The following is a 22595-nucleotide window of genomic DNA, read 5'->3' on the forward strand; positions in this document are numbered from 1 at the left end:
AATTCTTAAAAGGAACTTTGTCAAGGAGAAGTGTAAAGTAAAAATCTGCATGTATGAGAAGTATAGGCAAAAATCTGCATGGAATCTTAGAAGATGGAATATGATATAAGGAACAAAAAGATATAGGAAGGAAAGGTTATGCCGCAGTTTAAACGGTTCGTTGCATATCTTTATTATTATGAAAATGATACAAAGGAATATCTTGCCGGATTTGCCAGAGTAGAAATGCGCGGAGACATCTGCAGATTAGAGATACATTTAAAAGGAACAGAATATGCGGGGCAGGAAGGAAAGGTAAGCCTTTTTATCCGTAGGGAAGGAAAAATTCTGGCTTTTCCGGTGGGTAATATGCGGCTGATGTCCCAAAGCTCAGATTATAGTGGAAGGATTTCTGATGGTGAGTTGGGCGATGAAACCTGTCATATACAGGATGTCTGTGGAATTCTGATTCAGCCGGCAGATGGTAATTTTTATGGCAGCCAGTGGGACAATGGGGAGATACATAAGGAAGAAATAGAAATGCAAGCTGCAGAAGAGCCGTCTCTTCAGACTGAGGAAGTGCCGATGCACCATATTTTCCCGGAACAGATAAGCATGGAAGAAGGAATCCAGGAAAGAAGCACGCAGGAAAAAGGCACTGGGGAAAAAGAGGCCTCCATCTGGGAACACTGGGAGAATCTGAAGCAGAAAATGACGATTCTGCATCCTTTTGAAGGAGAGAATATAACCTGCGTCCATATGGAATTGCAGGATCTACGGGAGCTGCCACAGAAATACTGGTATCTTGGGAATAACAGTTTTCTTCTGCATGGCTTCTTTAATTACCGGTATCTTTTCTTCGGAGAACAGGTAACGCCGGAAGGACGTGAGCTGTTCTTGGCGGTGCCGGGGGTTTATCAGAAGCCGGAAAAAGTAATGGCGGCTATTTTTGGTTTTCCACAGTTCCGGACGGAAAAGCCGTGCCGGCAGTTAGAGGGGACTTTTGGCTACTGGTATCGCCGGATGGACGAATAAGGGCGAACCGGATATGGTCTTCCCATTTTCCCTGTATCAGGGCATATTCCCTGGCGACACCTTCCTGTTGGAAATCAAGGGATTCTAGCAGACGGATGGAAGCGGTATTTTCCGGCATGACGGCAGCTTCTATCCGGTGCAGATGAAATTCTTCAAACATAAGCTGAATACCAAAAGCAAGGGCTTCGCGGGCGTATCCTCTGTGCCAGTATGCGGGGGAAAAGCGATAGCCGGTCTCACAGGAATAGTAAGTAGAACGGTTGATATTGCGGAAGCAGATGGTGCCTATGATTTCGTCGGGATTTTCCCTGCGGAATATATAGAAGCGGATGAGACTGTGCTTTAAGGTGAGACTCAGCTCACAGTTCATCAGGGTCCGCTGGTAGGCCACCGTATAGAACTGATCCGGGTGTATGGTTTCATATGGCTCAAAGACATTTCGGTTCTGCTTATAAAACTGAAGAACTGCAGGGGCATCATCTTCCCCTAACAATTTCAGGATTAAGCGGTCTGTTTCATAGATAAATTTCATGTTATTAACTCCTGCAGCTGGTATAAGAATACCTTTCTGTTATGCTCAAAATATGCTATTATTATAACAGAGAAAAGAGTAAAAGTCAGGAGTAAACATGGAACCGGAGATAAAATATATGAAAGCAGCCCTGCGGGAGGCAAGGAAAGCAGAAAAATTAGAGGAAGTTCCTATTGGCTGCGTGATTGTGCAGAATGATAAAATTATTGCCCGGGGCTATAACCGGCGCAATACCGATAAAAATACACTTTCCCATGCGGAACTGACTGCCATTAAAAAGGCATCAAAGAAGACCGGGGACTGGAGGCTTGAGGACTGCGTGATGTATGTGACCTTAGAACCATGCCAGATGTGCGCGGGAGCCATTGTGCAGTCTCGTATGAAAAAGGTGGTAATCGGAACTATGAATCCCAAGGCTGGATGCGCCGGTTCAGTGATGAATCTTTTGCAGGTGGCAGCATTTAATCATCAGGTAGAGATAGAGCGGGGCGTATTGGAGGAAGAATGTTCAGACATGCTGTCGGAATTTTTCAGACGGTTGCGTGAGAAGAAGAAACAGCAGAAAATGAAGGCAAAACCTTGACAATCCGGCATAAAATAGGCTATAATTTAGATTCCGAGCAGCCGGGGTGGCAGCGGTGCCCTGTACCAGCAATCCGCTATAGCTGGGGTGATATCCTGTCTCGGGTTTGAAATTGTAAAGCAGCCCTGAATAAGTGGCGTTGATGTCTGGGTCTTACGCAACAGGAATCTGTGAACCGGGTCAGGTCAGGAATGAAGCAGCCCTAAGCGGAAGCTCCTGTGTGCCGTAAGGTCGCCTGGACTGAGTTGGCTGTTCAGGTAACGTTTGCAACGAGAATTCAAAACAGGATGCTCGGTTTTTAATGCAAAAAATTAGAAATTATAATATAATAAAGATAAGGGTTCTTCATAAGAAAGCTGGAGAGAAGAAAATTTAATATAATAAAGGAGATAAAGATGAAGAAGTACGGTTTTGGCGTAGATATTGGTGGAACCACCTGTAAGATCGGATTATTTGAGACCAGCGGGAAAATGCTGGATAAGTGGGAAATCCCAACCAACAAGGCAGATAATGGCGGACATATTTTAGATGATGTGGCAGCATCCATTGACGAGAAAATGAAATCAGCATCCATTGCAAAGGAAGATGTGGAAGGAATCGGCGTAGGTGTTCCTGGTCCTGTATTAGAAGATGGCTCTGTTTCCGTATGTGTAAACCTCGGATGGGGACAGGTTCAGGTTGCCGATGAATTAAGCAGTAAGACAGGTCTTCCGGTTAAAGTAGGAAATGATGCGAATGTAGCAGCCCTTGGCGAGATGTGGCAGGGCGGTGGAAAAGGTTACACCGGAGTCGTTATGGTTACGCTTGGAACCGGTGTTGGCGGCGGAATCATTCACAATGGCAAAATTATTCCGGGCGCAAACGGAGCGGGCGGCGAAATTGGACATATTACCGTCAATACAGAGGAAAAAGATACCTGCGGATGTGGCAGACATGGCTGCTTAGAGCAGTACGCATCAGCTACCGGAATCGTCCGCATGGCGAAGAAACTTCTGGCTGAGAAAGATGATGAGTCTTCCTTACGCGGATTTGAACCGCTGACAGCAAAGGATATCTTTGATGAGGCAAAAAAAGGAGATGCTCTGGCATTAGAGTCGGTAGAAATCTTAGGCGAGACACTTGGTATGGCGTTATCTAATATTGCCTGTGTCGTTAATCCACAGGTATTCGTAATCGGTGGCGGCGTATCCAGGGCAGGAGATATTTTAATTGATACCGTAGCAAAACATTTCAAAGAGCATGCATTTGCATCCTGCAAGGACACCAAGTTTGCATTGGCATCCCTTGGAAATGATGCCGGAATGTACGGCTGCGTGCAGATGATATTAGACTAAGAATCAGATGAATCGGGAAACATGCTCTGTGAGATTCTCTCGTAAGTAAGTGAAAAGCCTCCGTCCTGGGACGGAGGCTTTTCTTGATTTATTGCGAGAACCAAAGGGCTCTCTTGGACTTTAAAAAGACACAAAGTCCAGTAAAAAGAAAGGGGAGACCAAATAATTAAAAGCTGATTAAATAATTATAATACGCATTCTAATTCATATTTCTTATTCAACAGCAGTACATCAGCCCTTGCACCCGGGGTCAGGCTGCCGATGGTTTTCTCCATTCCAATGCTCTTGGCAGGGTTGCAAAACGGCCTTTTTTGTATACAGTTTGTCCGCCAAGTTCATAAGTACCATCTGCCATTCCGGTTGCACGCATGGCATCGCTGATTAAGATGACGCGGTCATCTCCAAATATGCGGAAAACGCTACGGATAACGGCTGGATGGATGTGGATGCCATCACAGATAATTTCTACCATTGTATGTGGGGCATCAGCAGCGGCACCCACAATACCCGGGTCACGGTGATGGAATGCCGGCATGGCGTTGAACAGATGAGTTGCATGGCTGGCACCTGCTGCGAAGGCCTTTGAGGCAATTTCGTAAGAAGCAGTAGAGTGTCCAAGAGAAATAGCAACTTCATCATGGATTTTTTCGATAAATTTGTCTGCTCCCGGAAGTTCCGGAGCGATGGTAATTAACCTTATTTTGCCACTGAATACTTCTGACAAGCGGCGAAATACGTCTATACTAGGGTTGCAGAGGTAACTTTCTTTCTGGGCACCATTCTTTGCCGGGGAAAGGAAAGGTCCTTCCATATGGATACCGGCTACATAGGCATGGTTTCCGTCATCCGGTACACCGGAAACAGTTTCAAAGATTTCCATAAGCTGGTTTTCCGGTAAAGTCATGGATGTTGCACAGAAGGATGTAACACCGCAGGAATGCAGGTAAGCTGCAATCTCGGAAAGTGCGTCTGTATTTGCGTCACAGAAATCATGACCCTTTGCACCATGGATATGCACATCAACCAGTCCCGGAATCACATAATTGCCTTTTGCATCCAGAATTTCCTCATGTTCGGAAACCGGTTTGTCTACGATTGTATGTGTAGCATCATCGATATATAAGTCTTTTTCGTGGAAAGCGAAGTCATTACCCCATACAAGACCGTTTCGGATAATCATTCGGATACCCCCTTAAATCAGTTTATTTTTAATAATCAGTGAAAGAGCTGCTTCATCAGCAACGATGGATACGTTGTTATGTAACTGTAGGATAGAAGCTGGAACAGTCGGAGTGATTGGTCCAAACAGGGCCTGATACTTCATTATAATCCTTTGCTTTATAAATACGCATGGTACCCCTCCTTAAAAGGCAATTTCTATATTGTTTAGTCTGATTATATAATCGGAAAAATGAAAATGCTATAAAATAGACAAAATAGCCGCTCAATAGAAATATGCAGTGGCAAATATATCTTAAATAGAAATCATAACAAGCTAACACATTACCATATCAAATATGATTAAATCATAATTTAACACAGATTAAAACAGGATTAAACCAGTTTATGAAAAAATTTAAGAAATCTTAAATTGACCCGCTGTGGGGGCTGCTTTACAATGAAAATAGATTGTAAGCAATTACGGAAAACATAAGAAACAACGGAGAAAAACATTGTCTACAAGAAGAGAAAGAGAACGAAGAAAGAAATTAAGGAGAATAAGAAATGCAATTTCAGCAGTTTTTTGTGTACTGGTATTGCTGTTAGTGCTGGGAATCGTAAACCTTCTGACCGGTGTTTTGGAAAAACATCTTCCTATTATAGATGGGAATGGAGACTATACCATCAGTATACTGGAAAAGCTGTCCGGAGATAAAGAGGAGAAGGAACCGGATAAGAAGGGACTGACGGTGTGCATTGATGCGGGACACGGCGGAAAGGACAATGGTTCTGACTATAAGAACCGCTATGAGAAAGATGATACTCTTGCCCTGGCACTTGCCGTACAGAGTTATTTGCAGGAAAAAGATGTGAATGTCATCATGACACGAAGTGATGATACCTTCTTAAAACTGTCAGAGAGATGTGATATAGCAAATGAAGCGGAAGCAGATTATTATGTATCCCTGCACCGGAATACCGGAGAGGGATATGGAGTAGAGACATGGGTATACAGTGGAGCCAATGAAGAGACCATGGGACTTGCCGGAAATATCCAGCAGGGGTTAGCCGGAGTCGGTGTACAGCGCGACCGTGATGTGAAAAAGGGAACCCAGAAGAGCAGTTCAAAGGATTATTATGTAAACAGCCATTCCCATATGCCGTCCTGTATCGTTGAAATGGGATTTATGAATAATGCCAAAGACAATCAGCTTTTTGATGATAATAAGGAAGCATATGCGGCGGCTATTGGAGATGCCATTATTGCTACTTATAAGACTTACCATGGTGACGGAACAGGTGGAAATACAGAAGCAGATACGTCCATCGGAGATACTACAACAGGTGATACAGACACAGATGGAACCTCCGGCAGCACAGAAGACAGTACCGCCACAGAAGATACGAAAAACGTTGGAGAAGTTATTACCAACCAGCAGATTGCCAATGTGGAAGCTTTGGATGGAACCTGTCAGAACTGGGGGCAGGGCGTGAATTTTGATGAAGAGAACCGGCCGATTGGAGCTGTTTCTTATCAGGAAAAATACGGAGACTATCAGGCGAATTTTATCGGAGCAGATGAAAAGAAGATTTATCTGACCTTTGACGAAGGCTACGAATATGGCTGTACGCCGCAAATCTTAGATACTTTAAAGGAAAAGGGCGTAAAGGCAACCTTTTTTGTGACAGAGCCATATGCCAAGGCACAGCCGGAGCTGGTACAGCGGATGATTGACGAGGGACATGAGATTGGTAATCACAGCGTGACCCATCCGTCCGAGGGCCTTCCATCCCAGAGCTTGGAGCAGCAGAAAAATGAAGTCATGGAGAACCATCAGTATATTAAGGATAATTTTGGCTATGATATGCACCTGTTCCGGTTCCCGGCGGGTAAATTCAGTGACCGGTCCTTAGCAGTGGTCAATAACTGCAACTACAAGAGCGTGTTCTGGAGCTTTGCATACAAGGACTATGATGTTAATAACCAGCCAGGCGAGTCAGAAGCGTTACAGAAATTAAAAGACCGGATGCATCCGGGAGCAATTTATCTTTTACATGCGGAGTCTGCCACCAATACAGCCATACTTGGAAGATTTATTGATGCAGCGCAGGCAGCAGGCTACGAAGTGGTGGCATTTCAGTAAGACGCAGATACAAGGAGAAGTCCGGTGGAAAAATATGCAATATTAATCTTACCAATTATATTAAGCAGCATAATACTAGTAGCTGGAAGTATTGCATTTTATATGCCCTTGAGGTGGGAGGAACGGCAGAGAGAAAGATATCCTACCTACCGGGGAAAGAAAGCAGAGCAATCAGAGGAGCACTGGTACAGGGCACAGAAACTATATGGAAAATGTCTTTTGGTGTCAGGAAGTATCGACCTTCTGCTGGCATATCCGCTGACCAGGTGTTTTTATTGGTTCGTGGAAGCTTTCTGGCATAGCGAAGATGCAACACTTCCGGCTGTTTTGATATTGTGCGTTCCGAGTTTTGGGTTTATACTCAGTGCATACCTGATAACAGGAGGCAGAATGAAAAGAGAAATAAGATTTTCGGGTAATTGTGAGGACAGAAAATGCGGATACAAAAGAGAAAAATAATATTGCCAGTCATGGTATTACTGCTTGGGATGACTGCTTTGGGAGCTGTATTATATGGAGTAGGAAATATACAGAGGAACCATAGCAGAAAAATGGCGAACCTGAATGCAATGGTATATTCTGAGCGGATAAAGTCTGATATTATGCAGGAAGTTGGAGCTACAAATGCTTTAAAGCAGCTTCTGGTCAGTGAAAATGGCAGGATTAATAAATTTTCAGAGGTGGCAGAGGATATGATGACGGATTCCATCCAGAGTATCCAGCTTGCACCGGATGGTGTAGTAACAGAGATATATCCGGAAGATGGCAATGAAGCCGGAAAAATCGACTTGCTCAATGATGCGGACAGGGGAGAAATTTCCCGTTATGCCAGAGATAACCATATTGAGATTATGCAGGGACCGTTTCAGTTAGAGCAGGGTGGATACGGAATGGCAGTACGAAATCCGGTATACCTGAAAAATGAAAACGGAGAAGAAGAATTCTGGGGATTTGCCATTGTAATTATCCGTGTACCGGCTATTTTTTCAGATTCATTAAAAGCACTTTCGGATTTTGACTATGATTATACGTTATCAAAGACCGTTTCTCCATGGGATACAACATATGAAGAAGTATATAGCTCAGGAGCAATTCTGACGAATCCGGTTGCTTATGAATTTGAAGCAGCTGGAAACCAGTGGAAACTGGAAATCATGCCGAAGACAGGCTGGTCGAATCATGAGCACCTTTATGGAATGCTGGCTGGCGGACTATTGATTGTTCTGCTGCTGACGGGACTTGTCTCTATGATTCTGGCTTTGGATGAGCATAAAAATAGATTTAAAAAGCTGGCTGTAACTGATGTATTGACCAGAATCAATAACAGGCATGGATTTGAGGAGCAGGTAAGACAGTATTTGAAAAAGTATCCGGAAGCTTCCTGCGTGGCAGCACAGTTTGACATTGATGATTTCAAGTTCATTAATGACATGTATGGACATGAATCCGGAGACAGGGCATTACAGATATTAGCAGAAAGCATGCGGAAATCGTTCCCGGAACATGCAGTGCTTGGACGGAAAGGAGGGGATGAATTCTGCATTTTCTTAGATAATTGCACCGGTGAAGAAGTAAGGGAGAAACTGGAACAGTTTACAAAAAAGAAGCGTTCTTTCTGGTATGAAGGTGAAAAAGTGACATATACTATTTCCCTGGGATATGCAGAGTATCCGTTACAGGGAAAAAACTATTCACGGTTGATGCGCTGTGCAGATGCAGCACTTTATGAAGTAAAGCTTGACGGGAAAAATGGCTGTATTCAGTACAGGGAAGGAATTGGACTTGAAATCAGAAAGCAGCTTGGATTTGCATTGAAGGATGTTTCGGAAAATCTTCCGGGAGCATTTATTATTTATAAAGCAGATAAAGAAAATGATGAAATTCTTTTTGCGAACCATGAGATGATCCGTCTCACCGGATGCAGGAACATGGCAGAACTGCAGGAGTATACAAAAGGAAGCTTCCGTAACCTGATTGAAGAAGAAGAAAGGGAGCAGGTTGAAGAAAGTATCTGGCAGCAGATAGGAGAAGGACATTCCAATGATTATGTACACTTCCATCTGAAAAAAGCAGATGGAACCTTAATGAGGGTGCTTGACCATGGCAGAATTGTGGAAAATGGACGATACGGCAGAGTGTTCTATGTACTGATGGTGGACTGGAATTCTACAAAGCGGCATTACAGAGATGCATTTTAGAGACTGTAAAACATGATAAAAAAGAAAGAGGTATAGGATGATGAAGAAAAAATTAATCGCAATTGTAATGGGAATGGTATTTTGGGCTGGATTATTTGGAGGATGTGGCCAAACAGAGGTGAAGCAGGATAATGCAATCACAAATAGCAGCGAAGAGGGAAAAGAAGAAGGAACAGCAGAAGAAAAAGAATTAACAGGAACCATTGATGAGATAAAGGATTTTATGTTTGTTGTGACAGATGAGAATGATACGCCATATAGTTTTACTTTTGAAGAAAAACCGGAGGGATTGGAAAATGTCAGCAATGGAGATACTGTAACGGTAAAATATACAGGAACAATTTCTGAGGTAGATCCGTTTGAGGGAGAGGTATTATCTGTTGAAAAGGCAAAATAAAATCAAAATAACAATGAGATTGTCAGTAGCAATGGTATTCCTGTCCATGTTGCTGTGTGCCTGTACAGAAGCATCACAGAATCAGGAGCTGCCGGCTGCAACATATATGGGAGGAAAAGACTCCATTGCCGGGATTTGTGAAGAACTGGAATCAGCAGGAGCTTCCCATGTAGATACATTTCGGGAATGGACGACTGATTTCGCGGATACTGCCGGAAAAAATGCCGGACTGGAGGATGGCTGGTCAGATCCTGGAAAAATGAAAGCAGATATTGGAAAATGTATGGATGGCTGGGAACAGAACCATGATTATTCGGATGCTGATTGCAGAATGACAGCGTTTCTTCTGCTGGATGGTGTGCTCCGCGCAGAATCGACAGAAGGCAGCTATGAGGGTACCTACTTAATGTTTGATACAGAAGCAATAGATAATGTGGACAGGTATGAAAGCATAAAAGAGAATAAAAATATGTTCACCACACTCTATGGAGAAAAAAATGTAACAGATGGCAGCCGTCCGGAAAATACATTTTCCGATAGCTGGAAACATTATGGATTTCAAGTGGATAGTGACAGGCTCTCTCTTCTTAGCATAGTAATATATGACCCATACTCGGATGTTGTTTTTGTGGGGCATACCGGTGTTCTGATAAAGTACAGTGACTATTATTTGTTTATAGAAAAGATCGCTTTTGAACAGCCGTATCAGGCAACAAAGGTGCATAATATGGATGAATTGCTCGATATTATGTCGCTAAGACCGGAATATTTTGGAGAAGAGGGTGAAGCAGGTCCCTTTGTTTATTGTAATGGAGAATATCTCGGAACATTAAAGAAAAATATTTAAAGAAGTAAATATTTTACAACTTATGTTGAACTGGAGTAAAAATCAGATAGATGTAATTGGCAAAAAACCGCCGCCTCATCGTTCGGAAAAGGACGATGGGGCGGCGGATATCATATAACCAGAATGACTGCAATGGAACTGCAGCCACAGGGGCGTTTTATTTATTGGCACCGTCAGCATCAATTACAGATTGAATCTGTTTCATCAGGGTATCATAGTTGTCCTGATTATCAATTCCACCGAGCATCGGATCGCCCACAATATTACCATTTCTATCGACTAAAATTGTGGTAGGGAATGCCATAATATCAGAAGCATATTTACCTGCATCTGAAGCAGAGTCAATGGAAAGATTGCGGTATGCTGCCCCCTGGCTTTCCAGAACAGCTGCAGCTTCTTTGATGGCATCCTCGTTTCCGTCAAAGGTTTCTGTATTGATTCCAATTACCTCTCCTCCCATGGATTTGATGGTATCATTTAATTCATTAAGTTTTGACAGCTCGGCAACACAAGGCTTACAGCCGGTAAACCAGAAATTAACGACAGTTACTGCATTTCCGGAAAACAGGCTTTCGTCAACAGAATTACCATCATAATCCTGACCGGAGAAATTCCTGAAAGGAGAGGTGTCGTCAGAATTATCCTTCTGGGAGGCATTGTCAGATGCTGTATTGTCCTTTTCGATTGCTGCTATCTGTTCCTCGATTTTTCGAATCGTTTCAATATCATCTGTAAGAGTTTTTAATTCATCTTCTGTAAATGAGTCTTTATTTGATTCGACGGTGGCAGCCAGATAGTCGGCGTAATTTCCGCTTGGATCAGCAGTACTTTTATTCATCATGCCAAATACTTTGTTCCATGCATCTTCATGATCAGCAAAGAGCTGATTCTCCTGCTGATATAAATCATCCAGCGTAGTGTTGGAACTGCCGGAAACTTCAGTGCCGGCTTCGGTCTGGGTATCGCGGGAAGCTTCTGTGTTTGAAGTTCCTTTTCCGCTACAAGCTGTAAACAATAATGCTGTACAGAGGGTAAAAATAGAAATAACGGTTCTTTTTGTTTTCATGAATAATTTCTCCTTTGAATAATTGATAATAAAATTAATGGTTACTTTTTTGAATATTGTTGTCTACGGATGCTCTTTTTTCGCATGGCATGCCCATAAACTGATAGTGGATGGCATCTTTAGGGCAGGCTTTTATACATGCTCCGCATCGTATGCATTCCGGATGATCCGGGGTCTTAAGCACATCAACATCCATTTTACAGGCATTGGAACATTGACCGCATCCGACACATTTACTGTTTTCAACCTTAATTTTAAGAAAGCTGACCTTGTTAAACAGTGAGTAGATTGCCCCGAGAGGACAAATCCATTTGCAGAAGGGTCTGTAAAACAAAATACTTAACACAACAACTGTAATTAAAATAAGGCATTTAAAAGAAAATAGCTTTCCCAGTGCAGATCGTATGGCAACATTTCCCAGTGAAAGAGGTATAGCCCCTTCCAGAACGCCTTGAGGACAAATGTATTTGCAGAAGAACGGATCCCCCATCCCAATGGAGTTCGTTACAAACATTGGCAGAAGTATAACGAAAACAATAAGGATAAGATATTTCAGGTATCTTAGTGGTTTCAGCCGGGCTGTAGAAAATTTTTTCCCGGGAATTTTATGGATTAAATCCTGAAACCATCCAAACGGACACAAAAAACCACATATAAATCGCCCAAGTGTCACACCGAGTAAAATAAAAAATCCTGTTATGTAGTATGAAAATTTAAATCGCGATGAACCGACAACTGCCTGAAAAGCTCCGATGGGACAGGCTCCGGATGCAGCGGGACAGGAATAACAGTTTAATCCGGGTACACATACCGTTTTGGCACTGCCCTGATATATTTTACCCTTGAATAAATTGGGAATATGAATATTAGTAAGCAGCGTGGCAGCTGCCTGTATCCATCCGCGTATTCCGGCAGCTCTTTTTGATATTATTTTTTTATTCTTATCCAATTCCGACACACTCCAGACATAATTTTATCGCTTTGCCAAGTACGGCAGCTGCTTCACCTCTGATTGCACCATAGCTGACCATAGTGATACCGGTGATAAGCAAGGCAATTTGAGATATTTTTTGACACTTCAAGATATTGTTGCTCCTTTCATTTATTGAATTTATTGACCTGCTGACCTGGGTATTATACAATAGCAGTTGTAAAATTTTTGTTAAGAAACAGGTGAAAGCTTTTGAGATTATTAATAGTTGAAGATGAGAAACAAATATGCGACACAATTGCAAAAAGTCTGTATGATGCCGGTTACGAGGTGGATACCTGCTATGACGGGGAAGAGGCACTGGAATGCATTCTGGCGGAGGATTATGATTTGATTGTTCTGGATCTGAATCTGCCGGGTATGGATGGAATGGACATTTTAAGGGAACTTAGACAGAAAAATGAGGAGACGAAGGTCCTGATATTATCTGCAAGAGGACAGATTGCCGATAAGGTTGAGGGACTGGATGCAGGTGCAAACGATTATATGGAAAAACCGTTTCATTTGCAGGAACTTGAGGCACGTATCAGAAGCCTGACAAGAAGAAAATTTGTGCAGAAGGATATATGCCTGGAAAGTGGTGAAATTAAGTTCAATACGATAAGACGCGAGGCATATGCAAAAGGGAAAATGGTTCCCCTGACAAGAAAAGAAAATGGTATTCTGGAATACCTTCTTCTTAATCTTGGCAGACCGGTCAGCCAGGAGGAACTGATAGAGCATGTCTGGGATGCATCCGTGGATAGCTTTAGCGGCTCCATCAGAGTGCATATGTCGTCACTCAGAAGAAAACTAAAGTCCGTGCTTGGATATGATCCGGTTTTGAACAAGGTGGGAGAGGGGTATAAAATACGAGAGGAGTCCGATAAATGAGAAGAATGTCGCTGCAGTGGAGGCTTACCTGTATCATTACATTATATATTGCGGTAATATGTGGATGCCTGACTATGCTGGTCTATAAAAACGGTGTGTATTATATGGATTCCCTGCAGGAGACTGTTGATGCACAGGGAGATGGGAATGGAAATGAATCAGACGAAATATATATCAGTATTCCGGAAGACAAGTGGGACGAATTTGCAAATGATTTTTCGGTCCAGGTATATAACAATAAGACGGATTACAAAAAAAGCAGCCTGATAATTTCAGCTTTATTGGCACTTCTTGGTGGAGTGGCTACATATTTTATAAGTGGGCGTGCCCTCAGACCGATTAGAGAGTTTTCGGATAAAATCGAAGAAGTACAGGCACAGAATCTGGCAGATTCACGGATAGAAGAGAATCAGGTGAAAGAACTGAACCAGCTTAGTGCTTCATATAACAAAATGCTTGAACGCCTTTCGGATGCCTTTGAGATACAAAGACAATTTACCGCAAATGCAGCACATGAGCTTCGAACCCCGCTGTCTTTAATGCAGGTACAGCTTGATTTATATAATTCCGCCAGACATCCGGGCAATGATACAGATACTTTACAGACGATAAAGATGGTTACGGAACAGAATGACAGACTCAGCAGGATGGTAAAGACACTTCTTGACATGAGCGAACTTCAGACGGTGGGGAGAGATGAGAAAATTGCAGTTGACGCTCTCATTGATGAAGTGCTGGCAGATTTGGAACCTCTTGCACAGGAAAAAAATATAAAGCTTGCTGGAAAATGCAAGAACACAACAATGGTCGGAAGTGATATTCTTATTTACAGGCTGGTATATAATCTTGTTGAAAATGCAATAAAATATAATCATTCAGGTGGACAGGTTACAGTTACTGCGTATCAGAAGGAAAAGCATGTTTATCTGTCAGTAGAGGATACAGGAAGCGGAATCCCGGAGGAACTACGGGAGCGCGTGTTTGAACCATTCTTCCGTGTGGATAAATCCAGAAGCAGGGAACTGGGGGGCGTAGGTCTGGGACTTGCTCTGGTTCATGAAATTGTGAGAGTGCATGATGGCAGTATAACAGTTAAAGCCAGTCCGTCTGGAGGGACGATTTTTGATGTGATTTTTTAAAGAGAATATATATCTGATGCGCTTTTGAACAGCCAGGAATGGGAGGAAAGAAAATGCTGGAACGAAAAATAGTCCGTACAGCCAATGAAGATTTACCGGTAATTAAGGAAATGAATGCAGCCAGTAAAATGAAACTGGAAAAAAGAATGATAAACCTGTCCTTTATTGGAAGCGTACTCTTTGTAGTAGCAGAAGGAGTTATGGCATATATCAGTCATTCCCATGCAATACTGATGGACTGCGTATTTGATGTGACAGATTTAATAATGATAGGACCGTTTCTGGTGCTGGTGCCACTGTTGTACCGGCCGGTAACGGAACGCAGACCATATGGATTTTCCCAGGTGGAATCGTTATTTCTGGTAATCAAGTACAGCGTGCTTTTAGTAGTTACCATCCAGCTTTTAATTGACAGTGTTCAAAGCATCCTGCATGGCGGACATATGGTAAATGCCAGCCAGCTTGCAGGCTTTGAGTTTGGTGTGTTTGCCGGCTGTCTTATCATCTATTTTCTGCTTCATTATTTCAGTAAACGGTATGCATCCGTAGTGGTAAAAGCGGAAATGTATAACTGGAAACTGGATGTAGTCAGCAGTTTTGGCGTATCCGCCGCATTCTTCGGACAGTTCCTGCTGCAGAAGACACCGTACGAATGGCTGACACCGTACATAGACCCGGTAGTGGCAATTGTGATGGCATTAATCTTAATTGTAGAACCGGTGAAAATGATATTGCATGGACTCAGGGAACTGGTGCTCTTTGCACCGGAGCAGGAAGTTATGGATCAGATACGTTCCATTGCAGAACAGTATATGCAGACCTGCTCCTATACGATAGAATTTTTGGATGTCATCCAGACCGGACGAAAAACCTGGGTGGAAATATACATAGACAGCCCCAACGATATTATTACAATGCAGTCCCTCACCAGAATCAGAAATGGAATCCGGGAGGAATTAAAGAAATACTTTGATCAGATTTATGTGGAACTGATACCGGATCTGCCGGAATAAAAATAATACCGGACACAGGTGCCGGAGTGTATAAAAAGTGCCGATGGAATATTCCACCGGCACTTTTTATGAAACGGAGATGGCGGGATTCGAACCCGCGTGCCCCGGAGGGCTAACGCATTTCGAGTGCGCCCCGTTATGACCACTTCGATACATCTCCAGATAAAAAAGAGTGCATACACTTTGTTGGATTCGTGTGGTAAAGTGTTTTGCACAATAACATATATATCATACAATATTTTCCTGCCGGATGCAAGCAGATTTCATTGACAGACCCGGCAAATGCCCGTATAATATTATTTATATTGGTTATAGTGACCATAAGTAGGAGGATTAGACAAATGAATAATGAAAAAGAGTTCAAGCCGTATATTCCGGCAGACAAAGTTTTGCCGGAGCTTACGCCAATCTCTATTATTCTGGGTATCCTGCTGGCCGTAGTTTTCGGTGGAGCAAATGCATACTTAGGACTTAGAGTAGGAATGACAGTGTCGGCATCCATACCGGCAGCGGTAATTTCCATGGGAATTATCCGCGTAATTTTAAGAAGGGACTCCATTCTGGAGAATAACATGGTACAGACCATCGGTTCTGCCGGAGAGTCTCTTGCAGCAGGAGCAATCTTTACACTTCCGGCTCTGTTCATGTGGGCAGAGGAAGGTGGCACAAGCATGCCATCTTTAGTGGAAATCGCATTGATTGCATTAATCGGTGGTGTTATCGGAGTTATGTTTATGATTCCACTTCGTAGTGCGTTAATCGTACAGGAGCATGGAAAGCTTCCTTATCCGGAAGGAAAAGCCTGTGCAGAAGTACTGGTAGCCGGAGAAGAAGGCGGAGCAAAAGCAAGTACCGTATTTGCCGGTCTGGGAATTGCAGCAGCATACAAATTCATCACAGATGGTTTGAAAGTATTCCCGAGTGAAGTGACTTATGAAATCAAATCTTACAAGGGTTCCGGAGTCGGAATGGATGTACTTCCGGCACTTCTTGGAGTTGGTTATATCTGTGGAGCCAGAGTATCTTCCTACATTTTTGCGGGTGGAGTAATCGGCTGGTTCGTACTGATGCCGTTAATCGCACTCTTTGGTGCAGACCTTACCATTTTCCCGGCAAGCGTTCCGGTATCTGAACTTGGCGCATCAGGAATCTGGTCAAACTATATCCGTTACATTGGAGCAGGAGCAGTTGCAGCAGGCGGAATCATCAGCCTGGTAAAGAATCTGCCACTTATCGCAAAGACCTTCCGTCAGGCATTAAAGAGCTACGGAAGCAAAGGAAATGGCGACAACAGCCGTCTCAATAAAGATATTCCAATAAATATCGTAATTCTTACGATTGGAATCATGGCTATTATCATGTGGCTGGTTCCGGCAGTTCCGGTAAGCCTTCTTGGAGCAATTATTATCGTAATCTTTGGATTCTTCTTTGCAACCGTATCATCCAGAATGGTTGGTATCGTAGGAAGTTCTAATAACCCGGTATCCGGAATGGCAATTGCAACACTGCTTATCACAACTATGATTTTAAAAGCAACCGGAACCATCGGAATGCCTGGAATGGTAGCTTCTATTGCAATCGGTTCTGTCATCTGTATCATCGCAGCAATCGCCGGAGATACATCACAGGATTTAAAGACCGGTTATCTGGTAGGAGCAACACCTTGGAAACAGCAGGTTGGTGAAATCATCGGTGTAGCAGCATCTGCTATTGCAATCGGTGGAGTATTATATCTGTTAAATGCAGCATGGAGCTATGGTTCCTCAGCAATCCCTGCACCGCAGGCAACCTTGATGAAGATGGTAGTAGAAGGAGTTATGGGCGGAAACCTTCCTTGGGTACTGGTATTTGCAGGTGTTGGTATTGCAGTAGTAGTAGAAATCCTTGGAATTCCGGTATTGCCATTTGCAGTAGGTCTTTACCTTCCGATTTACTTAAGCACACCGATGATTGTTGGTGGATTAATCCGCTTATACTTCGATAAGAAGAAGGGTGAATCTGAAGAAGAGAAGAAACACAAAGTGGAAAATGGAGTGCTTTATTCATCCGGTCTGATTGCCGGAGAGGGTCTGGTAGGAATACTCCTTGCAGTCTGTGCAGTCATTCCATTCAAGGGAGAGACCTTTGCAGATGCATTTAACTTATCTGCAATATTCGGTTTCAGCTTAGGAAACATTGGCGGACTGGTATTCTTTGCATTACTTGCCGTAACTTTAATCCTTTTCATCCGTGGAAAGAAGAAAAAAGAAAATTAAAAACAGAATAAAGTAGTTCTTACATCTGCCGTCTTGCGAAAAGGCGGCAGATGTTTTATACTGCTAGCGAAGATAATAGGAGGCAATATGGCAAAGAAAAAAGACAATTATTTAGATTATATCCCACGTCCGAATACATTATTTGAATGTAATAAGAACAAAGATGGCAAAATAGAAATAAAAATGCATAACAAAGGTGTGTTTAACAAAATCGCACAGGTGTTATTTAAGAAACCGAAATACAGCTATATCGAGCTGGATGAATTCGGCAGCTTCGTGTGGGAGCAGATGGATGGAAAGAAAACCATCTATGAGATTGGTACACTGGTAAAAGAAAGATTCGGTGACAAGGCAGAACCTCTTTACGAGAGACTGTCCCAGTATATCAAGATTTTGCATAACAACCATTTTATCGTATATGAGAATAAATTAAGAAAGAAGGAATCATAATGAGCGCATTAGCAGGCTTAGAACCAAAAGAGGTATTTCATTATTTTGAAGAAATCAGCAATATTCCCCGTCCATCCTATAAAGAGGAGAAAATCAGCAATTATCTGGTAAACTTCGCAAAGGAACGGAACTTAGAATATTATCAGGATGAAGTAAAAAATGTCATTATCATCAAAGAGGCAGCACCGGGCTATGAAGACGTTGCACCACTGATGATTCAGGGACATATGGACATGGTGTGCGAGAAAGAACCGGGCAGCACCATTGATTTTGAAAATGACGGACTGACACTGGAAGTAAACGGAGATTATATCAGTGCAAAAGGAACAACCCTTGGCGGCGACGATGGAATTGCAGTTGCATACGCACTGGCAATCTTAGACTCTGACAGTATTGCGCATCCGCGTATCGAATTTATCTGTACCGTGTCCGAAGAGGTTGGCATGGAAGGTGCCGTAGCACTGGATGTTTCCCACTTGAAAGCAAAGAAGCTTCTGAACCTGGATTCTGAAAATGAAGGAATCATGCTGGTAAGCTGTGCCGGTGGATGCAGCACCGTATGTGAGCTTCCGGCGGAATGGGAAAAGAGCGCAGGAAATCTTGTTTCTATTCATGTGGCAGGCTTAAAGGGCGGACATTCCGGCGTGGAAATTGACAAAGGAAGAGCCAACTCCAACATTTTACTGGGAAGAATTCTTTTGGAATTAAAAGATGAATATCATTATCAGATAGCAGCATTATCCGGCGGAAATAAGCAGAATGCCATTCCAAGAGAAAGCGCAGCAGAGCTTATGGTACAGGAAGATGCCACACAGCTTGTCCATAAAATAGAAGAAATTGCAGAGAAAATCACCCATGAATTTTCCACCAGTGATCCGGATATCCAGATATCCGTAGCAGTAGAAGAAAACTGTGAGAAGGAAGTATTAACAGAAGCTGCGGCAAGAAAAACAGTGCTTTTAATCAACCTGCTTCCAAATGGAATTCTTCGCATGAGTGATGACATCAAGGGACTGGTAGAGACTTCTTTAAACCTCGGCGTTCTGACTCTGGAAAAAGATAAGCTGACTCTGCAGTATGCCGTAAGAAGTGCAGTGGGAACCGCAAAAGAATATCTTTTGAAACGTATTGCTGCGCTGGTGGAAGAGTTTGGCGGAAGAGTCACCAATACCGGTAATTATCCTGCGTGGGAATACCGCAGGGATTCTGTACTCCGGGATGATATGGTCCGCATTTTCAAGGAAATGTATGGAAAAGAGCCGACCGTAGAAGCAATTCATGCCGGACTTGAGTGTGGCATTTTAGCAGGTAAGATTGACGGACTGGATGCTGTCTCCATCGGACCGGATATGATTGCCATTCATACCACAGAGGAGAAATTAAGCATTTCTTCCACAAAGAGAGTATGGGATTATATCCTGAAAGTAATTGCCTGTAAATAAATTGCTTAAGCGGGCATTATAGCTTGTACCCTAAAAAAAAATATATTATAATATATTTTGGATGTGTGGGCGTATGCACAACAATAAGCAAAGAAAGGGATGCAGCAAATGAAAAGAATAGGTATGTTGACCAGCGGCGGAGACTGTCAGGCATTAAATGCAGCAATGCGCAGCGTGGTAAAAGGATTAAGTCATAATGTGGATGAGTTGGAAATCTACGGTTTTTATAATGGTTACAAGGGATTGATTTATGGCGATTACCGTCTGCTTACATCAAAGGATTTTTCAGGAATCCTTACCAAGGGCGGAACTATCTTAGGTTCTTCCAGACAGCCATTTAAACTGATGCGTGTGCCGGATGAGAACGGGCTGGATAAGGTGGAAGCAATGAAGCAGACCTATCATAAACTGAAACTGGATTGTCTGGTAATCCTTGGCGGAAACGGAACACAGAAGACTGCCAATCTCCTTCGGGAAGAGGGATTAAATGTCATCCATCTGCCGAAGACCATCGACAATGATATCTATGGAACAGACATTACCTTTGGTTTCTATAGTGCAATCAATGTAGCATGTGCAGCTATTGATTGTATACACACAACAGCAGCATCCCATAATCGTGTCTTTATCGTAGAAGTCATGGGACATAAAGTGGGCTGGCTGACCCTGTACGCAGGTGTTGCCAGTGGCGCAGATATCATATTACTGCCGGAAATTCCATATGATATTGATAAAGTCATCGAAGCAATAGATAAGAGAACCAGGGATGGAAAAGGCTTTACCATTCTTGCGGTAGCAGAGGGTGCTATTTCCAAGGAAGATGCAGCACTTTCCAAGAAAGAATACAAAGAGAAGTTAAAGAATTATAAATATCCGTCTGTATCCTATGAGATTGCAGACCAGATTGAGAAACGCAGTGGCACCGAAGTACGTGTAACCGTACCGGGCCATACCCAGCGCGGTGGCAGTCCATGCCCATATGACCGTGCACTCTGTACACGACTTGGTGCAGCAGCAGCCCAGGCAATCATTGATGAAGATTACGGATACATGATTGCGATGATTAATGATAAGACAAAGCGTGTTCCACTGAAGGATGTGGCTGGCAAGTTAAAGACGGTTGACCCGGGCTGCCAGATGATTAAAGAGGCAAAGACCATTGGAATCAGCTTTGGAGATTAAGAGAAGCGAGGATGGAATAGATGTCATACATGGCACTTTACCGTAAGTTCCGCCCACAGGAATTCGCGGATGTCAAAGGACAGGAGCATATAGTAACAACCTTAAAGAACCAGATAAAGGCAGACCGTATCGGCCATGCATATCTGTTCTGTGGAACGAGAGGAACCGGTAAGACAACCATCGCAAAAATATTTGCCAAGGCAGTCAACTGCGAACATCCCGTAGATGGAAGCCCTTGTGGAGAATGTGCAAGCTGTAAAGCAATTGCGGCAGGAAGTTCCATGAATGTTATCGAAATTGATGCGGCATCCAATAACGGTGTAGATAATATCCGTGAAATCCGGGAAGAGGTAGCATACCGCCCGACAGAAGGAAAATACAAAGTTTATATCATAGACGAGGTGCACATGCTCTCCATCGGAGCCTTTAACGCATTGTTGAAGACCCTGGAAGAGCCGCCTTCCTATGTCATTTTTATACTGGCAACCACGGAAGCCCATAAGATACCGATTACGATTCTTTCGAGATGTCAGCGGTATGATTTCCGGAGAATTTCCATTGAGACCATATCAGACCGCCTGATGGAACTGATGGAAAAGGAAAATGTGGAAGTTGAGGAACGGGCAATCCGCTATATTGCCAAAGCGGCAGACGGATCCATGCGGGATGCCTTAAGTCTTTTAGACCAGTGCATCGCCTTTTATCTGGGACAGAAGCTGACCTATGACCATGTGTTAGAGGTGCTGGGTGCTGTAGATACGGAAGTCTTTTCTAAATTACTGCGGAAAGTGCTGGCAGAAGATGTGGCAGGAGCCATTTCGCAGTTAGAAGAGCTGGTCATCGAGGGAAGAGATTTAGGACAGTTTGTCAATGACTTTACCTGGTATTTAAGAAACCTGCTTTTGTTAAAAGGCTCAGACGATATGGAAGAAGTCTTAGATATGTCTTCTGAGAACATGGCACTTTTAAAAGAAGAAGCCCGGTTGGTAGAAGCAGATGTGCTGATGCGGTATATCCGGATTTTCTCCGAGCTGTCCAATCAGGTAAAATATTCTTCCCAGAAACGAATCTTAATTGAAATCGCAATAATTAAATTATGTAAACCTGCAATGGAGACCAACATGGATTCCATTACAGACCGGTTAGCAAAGTTAGAAAAGAAGATGGAGCAGGGAATTCCCATGGCAGCATCGGTGAATACCGCGACACAGCCGGCCGAGGCAGCAGCACCGGTCAGCCGTCCGCCAATGCCAAAAGCAATCCCGGAAGATGTGGAACAGATTGTAAAGAACTGGAATTCCATCCTGCCGAAGATGAGCGGCGTGGTGCGCACCTATCTTAAGTCGGCACATTTAAGTCTTGGCGGGGATGACCGTCTGATGATTGTATTGGATGACCCGGTTGCAGCAGGCTACGTGGAAGAGGAAGACCACAGAAATGAAATTCGACAGGTGATTTCTGATTATATAGAAAAAGAAGTGGAGATTCAGATTCAGCAGAATCAGTCGAATCGTCCGTTTGAAGAATCCTATGTGGATTTGTCACAGATAATCAATATGGATATAACCATTGAAGATGAATAAAATACAGGAGGAAATGGAAACATGGCAAAAAGAGGCGGAGGATTTCCAGGCGGAATGCCGGGAAATATGGGAAACCTTATGAAACAGGCACAGAAGATGCAGCGCCAGATGGAAGAGGCATCCAAGGAGTTAGAGGAGAAAGAAGTAACAGCCGCAGCAGGTGGCGGTGCAGTAGAAGTTACAGTCTCCGGTAAGAAAGAAGTAACCAAAGTAAAGATTGATCCGGAAGCAGTTGACCCGGATGATGTAGAAATGTTAGAAGACATGATTATGGCAGCAACCAATGAGGCACTGCGCCAGATTGAAGAATATTCCCAGCAGTCCATGTCCAAGATTACCGGTGGCATGGGTGGACTTGGCGGCGGATTCCCATTCTAATCAGCTGAAGGAG

22 protein-coding genes, 1 tRNA gene, 1 other RNA gene and 1 pseudogene are annotated in these 22595 nt (G+C 43.2%); 18 read left to right on the top strand and 7 right to left on the bottom strand.

Translation table 11 applies throughout. From position 1 onward, the window contains the following. The first annotated feature begins 138 nt into the window (after window positions 1-138). Window positions 139-1014, top strand: coding sequence for a DUF6128 domain-containing protein (locus tag DWW33_RS14320; RefSeq protein WP_118639736.1), 876 nt, complete (start codon window positions 139-141; stop codon window positions 1012-1014). Here DWW33_RS14320 and DWW33_RS14325 read toward each other — a convergent pair. Then, window positions 923-1546, bottom strand: a complete 624-nt coding sequence (locus DWW33_RS14325) for a GNAT family N-acetyltransferase (protein WP_118639737.1) — start codon at window positions 1544-1546, stop codon at window positions 923-925. The genes DWW33_RS14320 and DWW33_RS14325 overlap by 92 nt on opposite strands. A gap of 97 nt (window positions 1547-1643) precedes the next feature. On the opposite strand from DWW33_RS14325, the gene tadA reads away from it, so the two are divergent. From tadA to DWW33_RS14340, 3 genes are all read left to right on the top strand, one after another. After that, window positions 1644-2129 carry a tRNA adenosine(34) deaminase TadA gene (gene tadA / locus DWW33_RS14330; protein ID WP_022244326.1) on the top strand — a complete coding sequence of 162 codons (486 nt, stop codon included), beginning with the start codon at window positions 1644-1646 and terminating at the stop codon, window positions 2127-2129. A 33-nt stretch (window positions 2130-2162) separates the two neighbouring features. Beyond that, window positions 2163-2424, top strand: an RNA gene (gene ffs, locus DWW33_RS14335) — signal recognition particle sRNA large type. Window positions 2425-2524: 100 nt separating this feature from the next. Next, the gene (locus tag DWW33_RS14340; RefSeq protein ID WP_118639738.1) at window positions 2525-3463 is read left to right on the top strand and encodes an ROK family glucokinase; all 939 of its coding nucleotides are present in this window, start codon (window positions 2525-2527) and stop codon (window positions 3461-3463) included. A 250-nt stretch (window positions 3464-3713) separates the two neighbouring features. On the opposite strand, the gene nagA is transcribed toward DWW33_RS14340, so the two are convergent. Next, window positions 3714-4643: an N-acetylglucosamine-6-phosphate deacetylase gene (gene nagA / locus DWW33_RS14345; protein WP_243088681.1), complete on the bottom strand. Its 930-nt coding sequence runs from the start codon at window positions 4641-4643 to the stop codon at window positions 3714-3716. A 12-nt stretch (window positions 4644-4655) separates the two neighbouring features. Further along, window positions 4656-4778: pseudogene (locus DWW33_RS14350) on the bottom strand (glucosamine-6-phosphate deaminase); the annotation flags it as partial. A gap of 358 nt (window positions 4779-5136) precedes the next feature. Between DWW33_RS14350 and DWW33_RS14355 the strand changes: the two are divergent. Genes DWW33_RS14355 through DWW33_RS14375 form a run of 5 tightly spaced genes read left to right on the top strand, consistent with a single transcriptional unit; the run spans window position 5137 to window position 10210 of the window. Then, a complete protein-coding gene (locus tag DWW33_RS14355; protein ID WP_242994335.1) occupies window positions 5137-6768 on the top strand; it encodes an N-acetylmuramoyl-L-alanine amidase in 1632 nt (543 codons plus the stop codon). 24 nt (window positions 6769-6792) lie between these two features. Beyond that, window positions 6793-7227, top strand: coding sequence for an SdpI family protein (locus DWW33_RS14360; RefSeq protein ID WP_118088325.1), 435 nt, complete (start codon window positions 6793-6795; stop codon window positions 7225-7227). Continuing rightward, entirely contained in the window at window positions 7203-8966 is a 1764-nt protein-coding gene (locus tag DWW33_RS14365; RefSeq protein ID WP_118639739.1) for a sensor domain-containing diguanylate cyclase, read from the top strand. The genes DWW33_RS14360 and DWW33_RS14365 overlap by 25 nt, the downstream gene beginning before the upstream one ends. 37 nt (window positions 8967-9003) lie before the next feature. Further along, the gene (locus DWW33_RS14370) at window positions 9004-9363 is read left to right on the top strand and encodes a hypothetical protein (protein WP_242988784.1); all 360 of its coding nucleotides are present in this window, start codon (window positions 9004-9006) and stop codon (window positions 9361-9363) included. 13 nt (window positions 9364-9376) lie between these two features. Next, the gene (locus tag DWW33_RS14375) at window positions 9377-10210 is read left to right on the top strand and encodes a DUF4300 family protein (RefSeq protein WP_118088388.1); all 834 of its coding nucleotides are present in this window, start codon (window positions 9377-9379) and stop codon (window positions 10208-10210) included. A gap of 157 nt (window positions 10211-10367) precedes the next feature. On the opposite strand, the gene DWW33_RS14380 is transcribed toward DWW33_RS14375, so the two are convergent. From DWW33_RS14380 to DWW33_RS14390, 3 genes are read right to left on the bottom strand one after another with little or no spacing between them, the layout of a single operon-like run. Further along, a complete protein-coding gene (locus tag DWW33_RS14380; RefSeq protein ID WP_117842082.1) occupies window positions 10368-11276 on the bottom strand; it encodes a TlpA disulfide reductase family protein in 909 nt (302 codons plus the stop codon). A gap of 34 nt (window positions 11277-11310) precedes the next feature. After that, entirely contained in the window at window positions 11311-12225 is a 915-nt protein-coding gene (locus DWW33_RS14385) for a 4Fe-4S binding protein (RefSeq protein WP_118057573.1), read from the bottom strand. Then, on the bottom strand, window positions 12218-12358 hold the full coding sequence (locus DWW33_RS14390) for a CD1871A family CXXC motif-containing protein (protein WP_197420846.1): 141 nt from the start codon (window positions 12356-12358) through the stop codon (window positions 12218-12220). The genes DWW33_RS14385 and DWW33_RS14390 overlap by 8 nt, the downstream gene beginning before the upstream one ends. Window positions 12359-12459: 101 nt before the next feature. Between DWW33_RS14390 and DWW33_RS14395 the strand changes: the two genes are divergently transcribed. From DWW33_RS14395 to DWW33_RS14405, 3 genes are read left to right on the top strand one after another with little or no spacing between them, the layout of a single operon-like run. Beyond that, window positions 12460-13140 (top strand): response regulator transcription factor, encoded by a 681-nt coding sequence (locus DWW33_RS14395; protein ID WP_022244316.1) that lies wholly within the window; start codon window positions 12460-12462, stop codon window positions 13138-13140. Beyond that, on the top strand, window positions 13137-14279 hold the full coding sequence (locus DWW33_RS14400) for a sensor histidine kinase (protein ID WP_117842080.1): 1143 nt from the start codon (window positions 13137-13139) through the stop codon (window positions 14277-14279). The genes DWW33_RS14395 and DWW33_RS14400 overlap by 4 nt, the downstream gene beginning before the upstream one ends. A 53-nt stretch (window positions 14280-14332) precedes the next feature. Then, window positions 14333-15292: a cation diffusion facilitator family transporter gene (locus tag DWW33_RS14405; RefSeq protein ID WP_158577497.1), complete on the top strand. Its 960-nt coding sequence runs from the start codon at window positions 14333-14335 to the stop codon at window positions 15290-15292. A 74-nt stretch (window positions 15293-15366) separates the two neighbouring features. Here DWW33_RS14405 and DWW33_RS14410 read toward each other — a convergent pair. Continuing rightward, a tRNA-Ser gene (locus DWW33_RS14410) sits at window positions 15367-15452 on the bottom strand. Window positions 15453-15633: 181 nt separating this feature from the next. On the opposite strand from DWW33_RS14410, the gene DWW33_RS14415 reads away from it, so the two are divergent. The 6 genes from DWW33_RS14415 to DWW33_RS14440 all read left to right on the top strand — a co-directional run bounded on the left by DWW33_RS14415 (window position 15634) and on the right by DWW33_RS14440 (window position 22582). After that, window positions 15634-17547, top strand: a complete 1914-nt coding sequence (locus DWW33_RS14415; protein WP_118639741.1) for an OPT family oligopeptide transporter — start codon at window positions 15634-15636, stop codon at window positions 17545-17547. Between the two features lie 87 nt (window positions 17548-17634). Next, entirely contained in the window at window positions 17635-17997 is a 363-nt protein-coding gene (locus DWW33_RS14420; RefSeq protein WP_022244312.1) for a PqqD family protein, read from the top strand. Continuing rightward, window positions 17997-19439: an aminoacyl-histidine dipeptidase gene (locus DWW33_RS14425; RefSeq protein WP_117697860.1), complete on the top strand. Its 1443-nt coding sequence runs from the start codon at window positions 17997-17999 to the stop codon at window positions 19437-19439. The genes DWW33_RS14420 and DWW33_RS14425 overlap by 1 nt, the downstream gene beginning before the upstream one ends. A gap of 108 nt (window positions 19440-19547) precedes the next feature. Continuing rightward, window positions 19548-20621: a 6-phosphofructokinase gene (locus DWW33_RS14430; protein ID WP_117697946.1), complete on the top strand. Its 1074-nt coding sequence runs from the start codon at window positions 19548-19550 to the stop codon at window positions 20619-20621. 20 nt (window positions 20622-20641) lie between these two features. Then, complete coding sequence (gene dnaX / locus DWW33_RS14435) at window positions 20642-22204, top strand: DNA polymerase III subunit gamma/tau (RefSeq protein ID WP_118639742.1); 1563 nt, start codon at window positions 20642-20644, stop codon at window positions 22202-22204. Between the two features lie 21 nt (window positions 22205-22225). Then, window positions 22226-22582 carry a YbaB/EbfC family nucleoid-associated protein gene (locus DWW33_RS14440; protein WP_022244308.1) on the top strand — a complete coding sequence of 119 codons (357 nt, stop codon included), beginning with the start codon at window positions 22226-22228 and terminating at the stop codon, window positions 22580-22582. Window positions 22583-22595: the final 13 nt, after the last annotated feature.

The organism is Roseburia sp. AF15-21, from assembly GCF_003479505.1.
In the GTDB taxonomy this organism is placed as follows: Bacteria; Bacillota; Clostridia; order Lachnospirales; family Lachnospiraceae; genus Roseburia_C; species Roseburia_C amylophila.

Bases quoted from the DNA above. Each gene is read 5' to 3' on its own strand.
- DWW33_RS14320 (WP_118639736.1), top strand. From the start codon at position 139: ATGCCGCAGTTTAAACGGTTCGTTGCATATCTTTATTATTATGAAAAT.
- DWW33_RS14325 (WP_118639737.1), bottom strand. From the start codon at position 1,546: ATGAAATTTATCTATGAAACAGACCGCTTAATCCTGAAATTGTTAGGG.
- tadA (WP_022244326.1), top strand. From the start codon at position 1,644: ATGGAACCGGAGATAAAATATATGAAAGCAGCCCTGCGGGAGGCAAGG.
- DWW33_RS14340 (WP_118639738.1), top strand. From the start codon at position 2,525: ATGAAGAAGTACGGTTTTGGCGTAGATATTGGTGGAACCACCTGTAAG.
- nagA (WP_243088681.1), bottom strand. From the start codon at position 4,643: ATGATTATCCGAAACGGTCTTGTATGGGGTAATGACTTCGCTTTCCAC.
- DWW33_RS14365 (WP_118639739.1), top strand. From the start codon at position 7,203: ATGCGGATACAAAAGAGAAAAATAATATTGCCAGTCATGGTATTACTG.
- DWW33_RS14370 (WP_242988784.1), top strand. From the start codon at position 9,004: ATGATGAAGAAAAAATTAATCGCAATTGTAATGGGAATGGTATTTTGG.
- DWW33_RS14375 (WP_118088388.1), top strand. From the start codon at position 9,377: ATGAGATTGTCAGTAGCAATGGTATTCCTGTCCATGTTGCTGTGTGCC.
- DWW33_RS14380 (WP_117842082.1), bottom strand. From the start codon at position 11,276: ATGAAAACAAAAAGAACCGTTATTTCTATTTTTACCCTCTGTACAGCA.
- DWW33_RS14400 (WP_117842080.1), top strand. From the start codon at position 13,137: ATGAGAAGAATGTCGCTGCAGTGGAGGCTTACCTGTATCATTACATTA.
- DWW33_RS14405 (WP_158577497.1), top strand. From the start codon at position 14,333: ATGCTGGAACGAAAAATAGTCCGTACAGCCAATGAAGATTTACCGGTA.
- DWW33_RS14415 (WP_118639741.1), top strand. From the start codon at position 15,634: ATGAATAATGAAAAAGAGTTCAAGCCGTATATTCCGGCAGACAAAGTT.
- DWW33_RS14420 (WP_022244312.1), top strand. From the start codon at position 17,635: ATGGCAAAGAAAAAAGACAATTATTTAGATTATATCCCACGTCCGAAT.
- DWW33_RS14425 (WP_117697860.1), top strand. From the start codon at position 17,997: ATGAGCGCATTAGCAGGCTTAGAACCAAAAGAGGTATTTCATTATTTT.
- DWW33_RS14430 (WP_117697946.1), top strand. From the start codon at position 19,548: ATGAAAAGAATAGGTATGTTGACCAGCGGCGGAGACTGTCAGGCATTA.
- dnaX (WP_118639742.1), top strand. From the start codon at position 20,642: ATGTCATACATGGCACTTTACCGTAAGTTCCGCCCACAGGAATTCGCG.
- DWW33_RS14440 (WP_022244308.1), top strand. From the start codon at position 22,226: ATGGCAAAAAGAGGCGGAGGATTTCCAGGCGGAATGCCGGGAAATATG.